This window comes from Streptomyces sp. NPDC059851, from assembly GCF_042732005.1.
Lineage (GTDB): Bacteria > Actinomycetota > Actinomycetes > Streptomycetales > Streptomycetaceae > Streptomyces.
Genome location: NZ_JBHWJJ010000005.1, coordinates 38008 through 52432 on the forward strand (window position 1 = coordinate 38008; position 14425 = coordinate 52432).

The window sequence follows — 14425 nt, forward strand, 5'->3', positions numbered from 1 at the left end:
CTCGCACACACGGGCGCCGGTACGGCAGACGGCGAGGAGCGTCACAGGACGGACCGGCCTCCGCGGGCGCCGGCCGGCCTCCCGCGGGCCGCGGTCCCCCCGCCGTCGGCCCGACGGCCCTTCCTCGCCGGAACAAGGTCGCTCCCGGCGGCCCGGCCCTACCATGGATCCATGATGACGGACGGGCAATTCGGCGCTCCCGCAAGAGAGTTCGACTTCTTCATCAGTTACTCGCCCGCAGACGAACCATGGGCCGCATGGATCGCATGGACCCTGGAGGAAGCCGGCTACCGGACCGTCGTCCAAGCCTGGGACTTCGTGCCGGGAACCAACTTCATCGACTTCATGGACCGCGGGGTCAGCGAGTCCGTGGCGGTGATCGCCGTCCTGTCCCGCCACTACGAGCGCTCCACCTACGGACGCATGGAATGGCAGGCCGCCCTCCGCGCCTCGCCCGAGTCGCCCGAGCGGCGCCTGCTGACCGTCAGGGTGGACGAAATGCCCGTGGAAGGGCTCCTCGCCACCATCACCTACGTCGACCTCGTCGGCGTGGCGGACTCCGACAGCGCCCGCTCCCTGCTGCTGACCCGCGTCGAGCAGGCCGTCGACGGTCACGCCCGACCCGACCGCCGACCCGGATACCCGGGAGGCCCGTCGACCCCCGCCCGCCGCCCCGAGCAGCCCAACCCGGCCCGGCCGCAGCCGGGCGCGCTCGCCGGCCCGGCCTGGCCGGGGCGCCGCCGGCCCGCCCGGGCACCGCTCTACCCGCAGGCCTCCCCGGCCGGCGGCAGCGCCGCCCGGGACGCCGTCACCGTCCTGCACCTGGCCGGGCCCGACTTCGGGCGCGGCCGCGAGCCCGACGCGCTCAGCCGGCAGATCCGCGGTGACCTCATCATGCTCCGGGACGCCGGAGCCCCCGCCCCCGACCTGATGGTCGTCACCGGCGACCTCACCGCGTCCGGCAGCCCGCGCGAATGTGACCAGGCCCTCAGCTTCCTCACCGCCCTGCGGTCCCAGCTCGACCTGTCCCCCCAGCGGGTGATGGTCGTGCCCGGAGCGCAGGACGTGAACCAGGCCGCCTCCCAGGCCTACTTCCACACCTGCGAAGCCGACGAGGTCGCCCCGCAGCCCCCGTACTGGCCCAAATGGCGCCACTACACCCGGCTCTTCCGCGGCCTCTACCAGGGACTGGACACCGTCTTCGACAGCGACCAGCCCTGGACCCTCTTCCCCGTCCCCGAACTGAGCACCGTCGTGGCCGGCTTCAACTCCACCATCGCCTACAGCCACCGCCCCGAGGAGCAGTACGGGTTCATCGGCCGGGACCAGGCCGCCTGGTTCGCCGAGGCCATGCGCACCTACGAGGAAGAGGGCTGGCTCCGCATCGGAGCCCTGCGCCACCCGCTCACCGACGGCCGCCGCCCGGGCGACGCCGTCGGCGGTCCCGGCGGGCTGAAGGACGCAGACACCCTCGCCCGGCTCGCCGCCCCCCGGCTGCACCTGCTGCTGCACGGCCCCACCGGAGGCCCCCGCACCACGACCGCCGACCCCAGCCGCTCCCAGCTCCCCGGCCCGGCCGGCGGGCTGCCGCTGTTCGGCTCCGCCGCCCCCGCCCGGTTCCAGCTGCTCCAGGTCACCGCCGACGGCGTCACCCGCTGGGACGACCGGATCAACGCCGCCGGCGAGCGCTTCCCCGCCGAATGGCGCCAGACCCGCCGGGTCTTCCCCGTCCCCGAACTCCCCGCCGTCATCCACGTCGAGCGCACCCAGGGCCGGGCCCCCCTCGACGACCCGGCCGCCTCCCTCGCCGAGCGCGTCAAGGAGGTCTGCCGGGTGCGCAGGGAAGGCGTCCGCCTGCGCGACGTCCCGCGCCGCGAACCCGGCGACATGACGCAGATCATGGCCACCTGGCGGGAGACCGACGACGGCGTCGTCCGGCAGCAGCGCATAGCCGTGCACCCGGGCACCCCCTCCGAGGGCGAACTCGACCGGTTCATCTCCCAGGTCCACGCCACCGACCCCGGCTCCGAAGCCGTCCTGGTGTACGGGGGCGAAGCACCGAACGGCGCCCTGCGGCAGCGGGCGGCCAGCCACGGCGTACGCGTCAGGGTGCGCAGCTTCATCGAGTTCCAGGGCCTGCTCGACCTGCGCGGGTACGTCGCCGCCCAGACGGCCCGGCTCGTCGCCAGCGAGCAGTACCCGCCCTCCCTCTACCTCCCCCAGCGCTACCGCGACGCCGACCGCCCCGACGGCCAGGAACGCGACGGCCTCGTCGAGGAGCTGCTGGAGCTCCTCGAATCCGACCACGGCCGGTTCGTCCTGCTCCTCGGCGACTTCGGCCACGGCAAGACCTTCGCCCTGCGCGAACTGGCCCGCCGCATCGCCGGACAGCTCCCGCACCTGACCCCGCTGCTCATCCCGCTCAACACCCTCGACCGGGCCCACAGCCTCGAAGGTCTGGTCGCCGCCCACCTCGCCGGCCACGACGTCGACACCATCGACCTGCGGGCCCTGCGCTACATGCTCGCCCAGGGCCGCGTCGTCCTCCTCTTCGACGGTTTCGACGAACTCGTCCACCGCGTCAGCTACGACCGGGCCGCCGACCACCTCCAGGTCCTCCTCGACGCCGCCGTCGACAGCGCCAAGATCGTCGTCAGCAGCCGCACCCAGCACTTCAAATCGCACGCCCAGGTCCTCACCGCCCTCGGCGAACGCGTCGGACTGCTGCCGCAGCGCCGCATCCTGTCCGTCGAGGGCTTCACCCCGGCGCAGATCCGCTCCTACCTGGTCCGCAGCTACGGCGACGAGCGCGCCGCCGACCACCGCTACCAGCTCCTGCAGAACATCCCCGACCTGCTGATGCTCTGCCGCAACCCCCGGCTGCTGTCCTTCGTCGCCGGCCTGAGCCAGGACCAGCTCAGGGCGGTCGCCGGGGCCGGCCGCGCACTCAGCCCGGCCCGCCTGTACGAGGACGTGTTCACCGCCTGGCTGGAGTACGAGGAACTGCGCGGCCAAGGCGGCCCCGGCGCCCCGCCCGGGCTCACCCTCGCCGAGCTGTGGGCCGCCGTGACCGCCCTGGCCTGGCGGCTGTGGGAGACCGGCCGCACCGCCCTCCGGCTGGACGAGCTCACCGAGACCGTGGCCGCCACCCTCAGCGAAATCACCGAGTCCCCGCTCACCCCGGCCGAACGCGCCCAGGCCGTCGGCGCCGGCAGCCTGCTCGTGCGCAGCGACGACGGCGTCTTCCAGTTCATCCACGGATCCGTCATCGAATGGCTGGTGGCGCGGGAAGCCGCACGCCAGCTCGCCCGAGGGCAACACGCGCTGCTCTCCGCCCGGCCCCTCAGCCAGCTCGCCGTCGAGTTCTTCTGCGACCTCGCCGACCACGAGCTGTGCGCCCGCTGGGTCCGCGGGGTCCTCGACTCACCCGGACGCGGGGTCAGTGACGCCGCCCGCGCCAACGCCGTCCGCATCAGCGACCGCCTCCGGGTGCCCGCCAACGCCGACCTGCGCGGCGCCCGGCTGGCCGGCGAGGACCTCTCGCACCGCGACTTCTCCGGCGTCGACCTGACCGACGCCGACCTGACCGACGCCCGGCTCATCGGCGCCAACCTGTCCGGCGCGCTCCTGCGGGGCACCCTGCTGTCCGGCGCCCGCCTCGACCGCGCCGACCTGAGCCGGGCCGACCTGACCGGCGCCAACCTCAGCCGGGCCCGGCTCACCCGGGCCGACCTGCGGGGCGCCCTCCTGGCCGGCAGCCGCTGGCACCGGGCCGCGCTCATCGACGTCACCATGGACGACGGCATGCGGGAGGCCCCCGAACTCCGCACCGCCGCCCTCGCCCCCGGCATGCCGGTCGACGCGGGCCTGCGCCCGTCGGCGGTGGGCGTCCCGTACGGCTTCGGCATCCGCACCAGCCGCCTCCCCGAACCCATCGCGTACAGCCCCGACGGCGAACTCCTCGCCGTCGGCAGCGAGGACGGCTCCGTCCTGGTCTGCGGCGGTGACGACGGCCGGGCGGTGCGCACCCTCCAGGGCCACGAAGGCCGCGTGTACGCCGTCAAGTTCCGCGGCGACGTCATCGCCACCGGCGGATCCGACGGCGTCGTACGGCTCTGGGACCCGGTGACCGGAGCCTGCCGCCACCGCCTGGACATCCACCCCGACGGGGTGTGGCCGCTCTCCCTCGACGCGGACGGCACCCTGCTCGCCACCGGCGACAGCGAGGGCCTCGTCACGGTCTGGGACGTGGCCACCGGCGCGCCCGTGCACCGGCTGCCCGGCCACACGGCCCCCGTCTACACCGCGGTCTACGGTCCCGGCGGCACCCTGCTCACCGGCGACGCCAATGCTCAGGTACGCCTCTGGGACCTGACCACCGGACGGTGCGTCCGGGAGATCGGCGGCCACCAAGGGGCCGTCTACCGTGCCCGGTTCAGCCCCGACGGCACGCTCTTCGCCACCGCCGACCGCGGCGGCGGCGGCCGGGGCGGCACGGTCAGGGTGTGGCACACGGCCGACGCCCGCATGCTGCACGAGTTCACCGGGCACACCGGCCGCGTGTACGTCCTGGACTTCCACCCCGCGGGAAACCTCCTGGCCAGCGGTGACACCGACGGCCAGGTCCGGCTGTGGGACCCCCTGATCGGCACCCCCGCCGGAACCCTGGAACGCGGCACCGGCGCCGTCTACCAGGTGCTGTTCGGCGACGACGGCAGGCTCCTCGCCGCCTGCGACAGCAACGGCTCCGTCCGGCTGTGGACCGTCACCGCCCGCCCGCACGGGTACACGATCGCCCTCCACCCCCAGCAGCCGACCGAGCACCGGGGCACCGCCTGGGCGTGCGCCTTCCGGCCCGGCGACGGCCAACTGCTCACCGTGGGCAACGACGGCGGCGCGCAGATCTGGGACGCCGCCACCGGCCAGGGCAAACGCATCCTGCGCGGCCACGGCCGCCGGATCAGCGGGGTCGCCTTCAGCGCGGACGGGACCCAGCTGGCGACCGCCGGCAACGACGGCGTCGTACGGCTGTGGGAGACCCGCACCGGGCGGCGCACCCAGGAACTCCTCGGGCGCGGCGACCGGCTGGTCTCGGCGGCGTTCAGCCCCGTCGAACCCCTCCTGGCCACGGCCAGCAACGACGGCGACATGTACCTGTGGGACCCGGCGGACGGCGCATACCTGCGCGAGCTCGACGCCGAGACCGAACACGTGTGGGCAGAAGCCTTCAACGCCGACGGCACCCTCCTGGCCACCGCCAACGACGACGACTCCGTCCGGGTCTGGTTCCGCCCCACCGGATCCCCCGTGTCCACCCTGGACGCGCACCGCGGCCGGGTCCGCTCGATCGCCTTCCGCTCCGACGGCGACACCCTGGCCACCGGCTGCGACGACAGCTTCGTACGGGTGTGGGACGCCAGGAGCGGCCGGCTCGTGTCGGAACTCGGGGGGAGCGGCGGCGGGCACGCGGACCGGGTGTACGGCGTCGCCTACGGGCAGGGCAGCGGCGGCTGGCTGGCGAGTGCGAGCTGGGACGGCACCGTCATCGTCTGGCGGGACGAACAGCCCGCCCTGCGCCTGCGCGGACGCGGGGGCCGGCTGTGGGCCGTGGCCGCGCACCCGGACCGGCCGCTACTGGCCGCCTCGGGCGACGACCGCAGCATCTGCCTGTGGGACAGCGCAACGGGCGAGCACGTCACCGACCTCGTCGGCCACACCGGCCGGGTGTCGTCCCTCGCCTTCTCCCCGGACGGCAGCCTCCTCGCCAGCGGCGCCGAGGACGGCACGGTCCGGCTGTGGAACCTTCCGGCCGCAGGGGCGGCGCCGTCGCTGCGCGCCACCCTCATGGGCCTGGCGGGCGGCTGGGCGACGCTGACCCCGTCGGGCGGGTACAAGTACGAGGGCGACGTGGCCGGCGAGTTCTGGCACGTGGTCGGCATGTCCCGGTTCACCCCGGGGGAACTCGACGAGTACCTCCCGAGCATCCGCCGCCTGCCCCTGGGTGAGGAGCTCTGATCCGCCTCGGCACGCCGACCGGGCACCGGGCCCGGCCGTTCGTCACCGGGGGTGGTGCGGGGAGCGCGAGCGGGACGGCGAAGTGCGCCGTCACCGGCCTCGCGCGCCGCTGCGTGCGACCTGTCGTCCCCCGCGCCACCGGTGGTTCGATGCCTCGGCGGGCGTCCGTCGCCGGCCCCGTGCGGGCCGGTGACCGTGCCGCGGAGCCGAGGGAGGGGAGAAGCGTGGGACTCACGTCATTGCGCCCGGGCCGTGCCGCGCGGCGGGCGGGGTCACGACGGGCGGGCGACCTCGCCGTCCGCGTGGCGCGCGGGTTCGTGGTCGCGCTGTTGTTCGCGGGCTGCGTCGTGGCCACATCGGACGGCACGGCGCACGCCGGCACGGTGGAGGCCATGAACCGTTGCACGGCGAACCAAGTGCCCGACATCGACACGACGATCACGGTGCGGGGCAACGGCGGTGGCAGCTTCCCGGCGGAAGCCGTGCCCTCGAACGTCATCCAACCGGGAGACGTGTTCTACATCATCCCCACGGGCACCACGAAGGTCTCCACCGGCTCGGGGGCCGCCGGCGATGTGGGGCCGGGCGGCAACGGTGTCGCCGCGCCGACGTCGTTCCCCTACCCGGGCCTGAGCAAGTACTCCGCGGTCCTGCGCTTCAACAACGACCCGGCGGGATGGGTCGGTGCGCCCGTACAGGTCACCACCCAGCAGAGCCGGTGCATCCGGTGGGACGCGTCGTTGCCCGTGCGCATGCTGTTCGGCGTCAACGACGACAACACCGGTGACAACGGCGGCGGCTGGGACGTGCGCATCCTCGTCCAGAAGGCGAACGCCGTCACGTCGCCCGCCATGGAAAGGTGCAGGCTGGCCGGTACGCCCACCACGAGCGGCCTCGTCCCGGTGTCCGGCAGCGGCGGCGGAGGCTTCCCCTCGGGAAGCAATCCGGGCAACGTCCTCAACCCGGGCGACGTGTTCTCGGTCGGCTACCTCCGCGGCAACGTCGGAACCGGCCTCGGATCGCCGACCGTCGGACCGTACGGCAACGGCACTGCCGCACCGGGCGGTTGGCCGTACCCCGGGCTGTTCCAGTACTCCGCGGTCCTGCGCTTCAACAACAACCCGGGCGGATGGGTCGGAGCCCCCGTGCACGCCGCGGCCTTCGGCGGGTGCCACGTGTGGTCGGGCGCCCTCCCCGTCAGGCTGCTGTTCGGAGTCAACGACACCCCCACCTGGGACAATTCGGGGTACTGGGAATTCGGGATCCGCATCTACCGGTAGGCGCCGCCGTGCGTCCCGCGGGGACCGCCCGGTCCGTGCCGCGGGACGCGGACGGTCCACCCCGGTGGTCAGCCCCCGCACGGCCCCGGGCACGTGCCGGAGCCGGAAGACCGCCCCGGGGCGTCTTCTAGTCGGCCGAGCGGGTCCAGCCGACCGCGCGGACGGCCGAGGCGTCGGTCGGGCGGTCCTCCGAGAACAGCAGCCGGGCCCGTTCCGCCACCCGTACGACGTCCACGTACACCCCCCGCCCGACGTAGCGGCCGGTCGCGGTGTGCCGGAAGCGCAGGTGCACCGGGCGGCCGGACCACGCCGTGAGGGGGGCTTCCAGGCGGTGCCAGATCCGGCCCGACCAGCCGTCGGCGCAGCCTTGCGGCCACTGCTCGGGGGAGCCGCCGGTGGTGCGGACCGTGCTGAACGGCAGCGGCTCCCAGACCGTGCCGTCCGCCGAGGCCTCCAGGTGGAAGGCGCCCTCGCCGGGCACGGTGTCCCACCACACGGCGCAGCGCAACCGGGCCTCGTCGGTGGTCGGGGTGAGCGGGGGCAGCGTCAGGGTGCCGGAACCGCCGGGTTCCATGCCGGAGAACCAGGCCGCGCCGCCGTGCCGGGTCCGCACCGGTACGGCGCGGGCGAAGCGGTTGCCGACCGCGACCCGCGGGGCGCTGCCGGCCCGCCAGGTGCGGACGGGGTGCACGGAATTGCCGAGGAGGACGAGGAAGGAGTCGGTGGAGGGGTCCAGGACGAGTGAGGTGCCGGTGAAGCCGGTGTGACCGGCGGACTGCGGGGTGGCCATCGCGCCCATGTACCAGTGCTGGTAGAGCTCGAACCCGAGGCCGTGGTCGTCGCCGGGGAAGGCGGTGTTGAAGTCGGTGAACAGGAGCTCGACGGAGGCGGGGCGCAGGATGCGCTTGCCGGCGTAGGCGCCGCCGTCGAGGAGGGTGCGGGCGAGGACGGCGAGGTCCCGGGCCGTGCCGAAGATGCCGGCGTGGCCGGCGACGCCGCCGAGGGCGTACGCGTTCTCGTCGTGGACCTCGCCCCAGACCAGCCCGCGGTCCAGCCCGGACCAGGGCGGGCGCTGGACCTCGGTGGCGGCCGTGACCCGGCGCCAGGAGAGCGGCGGGTTGTAACGCGTGCGGTGCATCCCGAGTGGAGCGGTGATCTCGTCATGGAGCAGGAGATCCAATGTGTGACCGGTGATCCGTTCCAGGAGTAGCTGGAGCGTGATCAGGTTGAGGTCCGAGTAGCGGTACACGGTCCCGGGCGGCTCCTGGGGGCGCACGGACCACAGGAGCCGCAACTGCCCCGCCCGGGTGGACTCTTGGTAGAACGGCGCCCAGGAGCGCAGCCCCGAGGTGTGCGTCAGCAGCTGCCGGACCGTGATCAGCTCCTTGCCGCCGCCGGTGAACTCGGGAAGGTACCGGTCCACCGGAGCCTCCAGCTCCAGCCGGCCCCGCTCCATCTGCTGCACCGCGAGCAGCGAGGTGAACAGCTTGGTCAGCGACGCCAGGTCGAAGACGGTGTCCTCCGCCATCGCGATGCGCTGTGCGGCCGGGAACTCCCGGGCTCGGTCGGTCCGGCCGTCGTAGTCCTCGTACCGTACGGCGCAGCCCATCGCGCGGTGCAGGGCGATGGTCCGGCCGCGGCCGGCGAGGACCACGGCCCCGGCGTAGTAGGGGTGCAGGGGGGAAGGGCCGAGGAACCGCCGGGCCTCCTCGACCACCTGCTCCAGGTGCCGCTCCAGCAGCCCCGCCTGGCGTGCCGACCCGTACCGCAGGCACAGGCCCTGGAGCGCCCGCCGCTCGGCCGGGTTGCCCGCCGCCCCCGCGGCCCCGGGCAGCGCCGCGTGCAGCAGCAGCACCCCGCCCAACGCCAGCAACCGCCCTCCGAGTCCCCGCCGACTCAACCCGCCAGCGCCACCGGCGCCAGCGCCACCGGCGCCAGCGCCACCGGCGCCAGCGCCAGCGCCAGCGCCGGCGCCACCGGCGCCACCGGCACAGCCACCTACGCTCGGCCCGCCGTCGTCCGGGTGTCGGGCCGGGGCCTGGCCGCCGCCCCCGGGCCGTGTGGCCGTGCAGGGCGCTCCCGGGTAGGCCCCCCGATCGGTGGCAGCCGGAGCTCCGGCCGGCGGGGTGCGGTCGGCGGGGCCGCCGGGCCCCGCGGGGTGGCTCCGGGCCGCAGCCCGGACGTGGTCGGGTGGTGCTTCCGCGTGCCGGGCGCGGTGTGCCGTGTCGTCCCCCGTGCGTGCCTCCATGGCGGGCCTCCTGTCTGCCCCGTCGACCTCTCGGAATATGTGCCCGCCCGCGGCGCGCGCCCCGCACGGACCACCCCCCAAAGAATCTGACGCTGCATCAGGAAACCCCTTCCTTCGTCCGTCGGGCTGCGGCATGCTGCCGCCCATGCAGACGGAGCTGAGCACGAGACTGGGAGTCGAGCACGCCCTCTTCGGCTTCACGCCCTTCCCCGCGGTCGCCGCGGCCATCACCCGCGCCGGCGGCTTCGGCGTGCTCGGTGCGGTCCGCTACACCGCCCCCGACGACCTGCGGCGCGACCTCGACTGGATGCAGGCGCACACCGACGGCAAGCCCTACGGCCTCGACGTCGTCATGCCCGCCAAGAAGGCCGTCGACGGCATCGGCGAGGCCGAGATCGAGGCGATGATCCCGGCCGGGCACCGCGACTTCGTCCGCGACACCCTCGCCGAGCACCACGTCCCCGAGCTCCCCGAGGGCGAGGCGTCCGGCTGGCGGATCACCGGCTGGATGGAGCAGGTGGCCCGCGCCCAGCTCGACGCGGCCTTCGACTACCCGGTCAGACTCCTCGCGAACGCCCTGGGTTCCCCGCCCGCCGACGTCATCGCCCGCGCCCACGACCACGGCGTCCTCGTCGCCGCCCTCGCCGGCAGCGCCAAGCACGCCCGCCGGCACGCCGACGCCGGCATCGACATCGTCGTCGCCCAGGGGTACGAGGCGGGCGGCCACACCGGCGAGATCGCCACCATGGTGCTCGTCCCCGAGATCGTCGAGGCCGTCGCCCCGCTCCCCGTCCTCGCCGCCGGCGGCATCGGCAGCGGCGAGCAGATCGCCGCCGGCTTCGCCCTCGGCGCGCAGGGCGTCTGGCTCGGCTCCCTCTGGCTGACCACCACCGAGGCCGAACTACACTCCCGCGCCCTCACCGAGAAGCTCCTCGCCGCCGGCTCGGGCGACACCGTCCGCTCCCGGGCCCTCACCGGCAAACCCGCCCGCCAGCTGCGCACCGGGTGGACCGACGCCTGGGACGACCCGGACGGTCCCGGCGCCCTGCCCATGCCGCTCCAGGGCCTCCTGGTCGCCGAGGCGCTCTCCCGGATCCAGAAGTACGAGGTCCAGCCGCTGCTCGGCACCCCCGTCGGCCAGATCGTCGGCCGCATGAACAGCGAGCGCAGCGTCCAGGCCGTCTTCGACGACCTCACCCGCGGCTTCGAGGAGGCCGTCGCCCGCATCAACCGCATCGCCGACCGAGCCGTGTGAGAGGGATGACCCGCATGAGCAGCGTGACGGGCACGAACGGGAACGTGAACGGCACCGGGCGGCAGAACGCGGGCGGATTCTGGGCCCAGGCCGCTGCCGATCCGCAGCGGGTCGTCCTGGTCACCCCGCAGGGCGAGGAGTGGACGGCCGGCCGGCTGCACGCCGACGCCAACCGCCTCGTCCACGGCCTGCGCGCCGCCGGACTGCAGCGGGGCGACGCGTTCGCCGTCGTCCTGCCGAACGGCGTCGAGCTCCTCACCGCCTACCTCGCCGCCACCCAGGCCGGCTTCTACCTCGTCCCCGTCAACCACCACCTCGTCGGACCCGAGATCGCCTGGATCGTCTCCGATTCCGGAGCCAAGGTCCTCATCGCCCACGAGCGCTTCGCCGACGCCGCCACGGCCGCGGCCGACGGGGCCGCCCTGCCCGCCACCCACCGCTACGCCGTCGGCACCGTGCCCGACTTCCTCCCGTACGCCGGACTGCTCGACGGCCGGCCCGGCACGCCCCCCGAGGGGCGCACCCTCGGCTGGGTCATGAACTACACCTCCGGCACCACCGGCCGCCCCCGGGGCATCCGCCGCCCGCTGCCCGGCAGGACGCCCGAGGAGACGAACCTCGGCGGTTTCCTCGGCATCTTCGGCATCCGCCCCTTCGACGGCAACGTGCACCTGGTCTGCTCGCCGCTCTACCACACCGCGGTCCTCCAGTTCGCCGGCGCCGCGCTGCACATCGGCCACCCGCTGGTACTGATGGACAAGTGGACTGCGCAGGAGATGCTGCGTCTGATCGAAGTCCACCGCTGCACCCACACCCACATGGTCCCCACCCAGTTCCACCGCCTGCTCGCGCTCCCGGAGGCAACCCGGGCGGCGTACGACGTCAGCTCCATGCGGCACGCCATCCACGGCGCCGCCCCCTGCCCCGACCACGTCAAACGGGCGATGATCGCCTGGTGGGGCCACTGCGTGGAGGAGTACTACGCCGCCAGCGAGGGCGGCGGGGCCTTCGCCACCGCCGAGGACTGGCTGAAGAAGCCGGGGACGGTCGGCCGGGCCTGGCCCATCAGCGAGCTCGCCGTGTTCGATGACGACGGCAACCGGCTCCCCGCCGGCGAAGTCGGCACCGTCTACATGAAGATGAACACGGGCGGATTCAGCTACCACAAGGACGAGGGCAAGACGCGGAAGAACCGCATCGGCGACTTCTTCACGGTCGGCGACCTCGGGCTGTTGGACGAGGAGGGCTACCTCTTCCTCCGCGACCGCAAGATCGACATGATCATCTCGGGCGGAGTGAACATCTACCCCGCCGAGATCGAGGCCGCGCTCCTCACCCATCCGGCGGTCGCCGACGCCGCCGTCTTCGGCATCCCGCACGCCGACTGGGGCGAGGAGGTCAAGGCGGTCGTCGAGCCGGCCGACGGGCACGAGCCGGGGGAGGAGCTCGCCGCCGGGATCCTCGCGCACTGCGCGGGCCTGCTGGCGGGCTACAAGCGGCCCAGGACGGTCGACTTCATCGCGGAGATGCCCCGCGACCCCAACGGCAAGCTGTACAAGCGGCGGCTGCGCGACCCCTACTGGGCAGGTCGCGACCGGGCGCTGTGACCGCGTGGTCCGAGCGGCGCAACCTTGCGGCCGGCCGGAGGAACGGGCGGCCGTGCCTGCGGAGGGGGGCGGGGGCACAGGTGAGATGGCTCGGCGGACCGGTGCGTCCGGTCCCCCAGCCACTCCCACCGCGCTCCTCCGTGCCCGCACGGCCGGGGGAGGTAAGGAAGTCGCGAACGCAACACACACCTCCCGACGCTCCCGGCGCCGGGCGCCTGTGCGCCGTCCCGGTGAAGCCGGGGGCAGTCGTACGTGATCGTCGTCGTCGGCGACGGCGGTACGGGCGGTACCGGTGGCGCCGGTGGCACGGGAGGACCGGGTACGGCGGGCAGCGCCACCACCCTGGCCTCGCCCAAGGGCGACGTCCTGGCCACCGCCGCGGCGGTGGTGGCGGTGGCGGCGGCGGTGGCGGGACCACCACCAACGGTGCGCCCGGCACGCCCGGCACGGGCGGCACCGCCACCTGCCGCACCGGTGGCGTGACCCGGACCGGGGATCCGGGCGGGCCCGGCAACAGTGCCGGTGGTGCCGTGGACGGCGTCGTCGGCCTGCCGGGCGAGGCCGGCACCGGTGGGTTCGGTGCTCCGGGCGGTGGCAGTGGCACCGTGACGGGCGGCAGGGGCGGCACGTCGACCGGCAGCGGCGACGGGTACGCCGTCATCTTCTGGTAGCCCCGCGGTAGCGGCGGCCGGTTGCAGTCCCTGGCGCGGGGACCGCAGCTGGCCCGCCCGCCGCCGCTCGCGCGGCGGATCACGGGTCGTGGCAGCGTGGGGGCATGAGACGCGCAGTCCTCAGGCTCCCCGCCGCTGCCTGGACCGTGCTGGTCCCGCTCGTCTCGCTCCTCGCGCTCGTGCTCAGCTGGGGGCGGGACCTGCCGGGCTTCGCGGTGGCGATCGTCGCGCTGTGCCTGGCGGGGGCGGTGCTGGCGGCCGTGCACCACGCCGAGGTCGTCGCCCACCGGGTGGGCGAGCCGTTCGGCTCCCTCGTCCTCGCGGTGGCCGTCACCGTCATCGAAGTGGCCCTCATCGTCACCCTGATGGTCGACGGCGGTCCGAAAACCGCCTCGCTCGCACGCGACACCGTCTTCGCCGCCGTCATGATCACCTGCAACGGCATCGTCGGCCTGTCCCTGCTCGTCGGTGCGCTGCGCAACCGCGTCGCCGTCTTCAACCCCGAAGGCTCCGGCGCCGCCCTGGCCAGCGTGGCGACCCTCGCCACCCTCAGCCTGGTCCTACCGACGTTCACCACCAGCAAGCCCGGCCCGGAGTTCTCCACGGCTCAACTCGCCTTCGCCGCCTGCGCCTCGCTCGCCCTCTACGGGCTGTTCGTCTCCGTGCAGACCATCCGCCACCGGGACTACTTCCTGCCCGTCGCCACCGCCACCGCCACCGCCACTGGCACGGGTACCGGCGACGACAGCCATGCCGTACCGCCCACCGCCCGCGCCGCCCTGATCAGCCTCGGGCTGCTGCTCGTCGCCCTCGTCGCCGTCGTCGGCAACGCCAAGGCCGTCTCGCCCACCATCGAGTCGGCCGTGGCGGAGGCCGGCCTGCCGCAGGCCGTCGTCGGGGTGGTCATCGCCCTGCTCGTCCTGCTGCCCGAGACGCTCGCCGCGGTCCGCGCCGCGAGCCGCGACCGCGTCCAGACCAGCCTCAACCTCGCGTACGGTTCCGCCCTCGCCAGCATCGGCCTGACCATCCCGGCCATCGTCCTCGCCTCCCTGTGGCTGTCCGGCCCGCTGCTGCTGGGCCTCGGGCCGGTCCACATGGTGCTGCTCGCCCTCACGGTCGCGGTCGGCACCCTCACCGTCGTACTCGGCCGCGCCACCCTGCTCCAGGGCGGCGTCCACCTGGTCGTCCTGGCGGCCTACCTCTTCCTCGCCGTGAGCCCGTGAGCCCGTGAGCCCGTGAGGCTGCACTGCGGTGCGCGTTCCGCGCGCCGGCACGTGGCGACCCGCGGGCGTAAGCCCGTTCGGCCCCGCGGTGGTTGACCGCGGTGCGCGGGGGAACGAGGATCGCGG

The 14425-nt window shown here is 74.3% G+C and carries 8 protein-coding genes; 7 read left to right on the forward strand and 1 reads right to left on the reverse strand.

Annotated features, from left to right (window positions below):
* The first annotated feature begins 171 nt into the window (after nucleotides 1-171).
* The gene (locus ACFV7Q_RS02505) at nucleotides 172-6015 is read left to right on the forward strand and encodes a TIR domain-containing protein (RefSeq protein ID WP_385422748.1); all 5844 of its coding nucleotides are present in this window, start codon (nucleotides 172-174) and stop codon (nucleotides 6013-6015) included.
* Between the two features lie 224 nt (nucleotides 6016-6239).
* Nucleotides 6240-7295 carry a hypothetical protein gene (locus tag ACFV7Q_RS02510; protein WP_385422750.1) on the forward strand — a complete coding sequence of 352 codons (1056 nt, stop codon included), beginning with the start codon at nucleotides 6240-6242 and terminating at the stop codon, nucleotides 7293-7295.
* 127 nt (nucleotides 7296-7422) lie between these two features.
* On the opposite strand, the gene ACFV7Q_RS02515 is transcribed toward ACFV7Q_RS02510, so the two are convergent.
* Nucleotides 7423-9168, reverse strand: a complete 1746-nt coding sequence (locus ACFV7Q_RS02515) for a serine hydrolase (RefSeq protein WP_385422752.1) — start codon at nucleotides 9166-9168, stop codon at nucleotides 7423-7425.
* A gap of 520 nt (nucleotides 9169-9688) precedes the next feature.
* On the opposite strand from ACFV7Q_RS02515, the gene ACFV7Q_RS02520 reads away from it, so the two are divergent.
* The 5 genes from ACFV7Q_RS02520 to ACFV7Q_RS02540 all read left to right on the forward strand — a co-directional run bounded on the left by ACFV7Q_RS02520 (nucleotide 9689) and on the right by ACFV7Q_RS02540 (nucleotide 14299).
* Complete coding sequence (locus tag ACFV7Q_RS02520; RefSeq protein ID WP_385422754.1) at nucleotides 9689-10798, forward strand: NAD(P)H-dependent flavin oxidoreductase; 1110 nt, start codon at nucleotides 9689-9691, stop codon at nucleotides 10796-10798.
* A 14-nt stretch (nucleotides 10799-10812) separates the two neighbouring features.
* The gene (locus tag ACFV7Q_RS02525; protein WP_385422756.1) at nucleotides 10813-12405 is read left to right on the forward strand and encodes an acyl-CoA synthetase; all 1593 of its coding nucleotides are present in this window, start codon (nucleotides 10813-10815) and stop codon (nucleotides 12403-12405) included.
* Between the two features lie 252 nt (nucleotides 12406-12657).
* Nucleotides 12658-12888: a hypothetical protein gene (locus tag ACFV7Q_RS02530; RefSeq protein WP_385422758.1), complete on the forward strand. Its 231-nt coding sequence runs from the start codon at nucleotides 12658-12660 to the stop codon at nucleotides 12886-12888.
* Complete coding sequence (locus tag ACFV7Q_RS02535; protein ID WP_385422760.1) at nucleotides 12885-13076, forward strand: hypothetical protein; 192 nt, start codon at nucleotides 12885-12887, stop codon at nucleotides 13074-13076. Before ACFV7Q_RS02530 ends, ACFV7Q_RS02535 begins: the two co-directional genes overlap by 4 nt.
* Nucleotides 13077-13180: 104 nt before the next feature.
* On the forward strand, nucleotides 13181-14299 hold the full coding sequence (locus tag ACFV7Q_RS02540; RefSeq protein ID WP_385422762.1) for a calcium:proton antiporter: 1119 nt from the start codon (nucleotides 13181-13183) through the stop codon (nucleotides 14297-14299).
* Nucleotides 14300-14425: the final 126 nt, after the last annotated feature.

What these genes read in the sequence shown, in the direction of transcription:
- ACFV7Q_RS02505 (WP_385422748.1), top strand. Translation starts at nt 172, where the DNA reads ATGATGACGGACGGGCAATTCGGCGCTCCCGCAAGAGAGTTCGACTTC.
- ACFV7Q_RS02520 (WP_385422754.1), top strand. Translation starts at nt 9,689, where the DNA reads ATGCAGACGGAGCTGAGCACGAGACTGGGAGTCGAGCACGCCCTCTTC.
- ACFV7Q_RS02525 (WP_385422756.1), top strand. Translation starts at nt 10,813, where the DNA reads ATGAGCAGCGTGACGGGCACGAACGGGAACGTGAACGGCACCGGGCGG.
- ACFV7Q_RS02540 (WP_385422762.1), top strand. Translation starts at nt 13,181, where the DNA reads ATGAGACGCGCAGTCCTCAGGCTCCCCGCCGCTGCCTGGACCGTGCTG.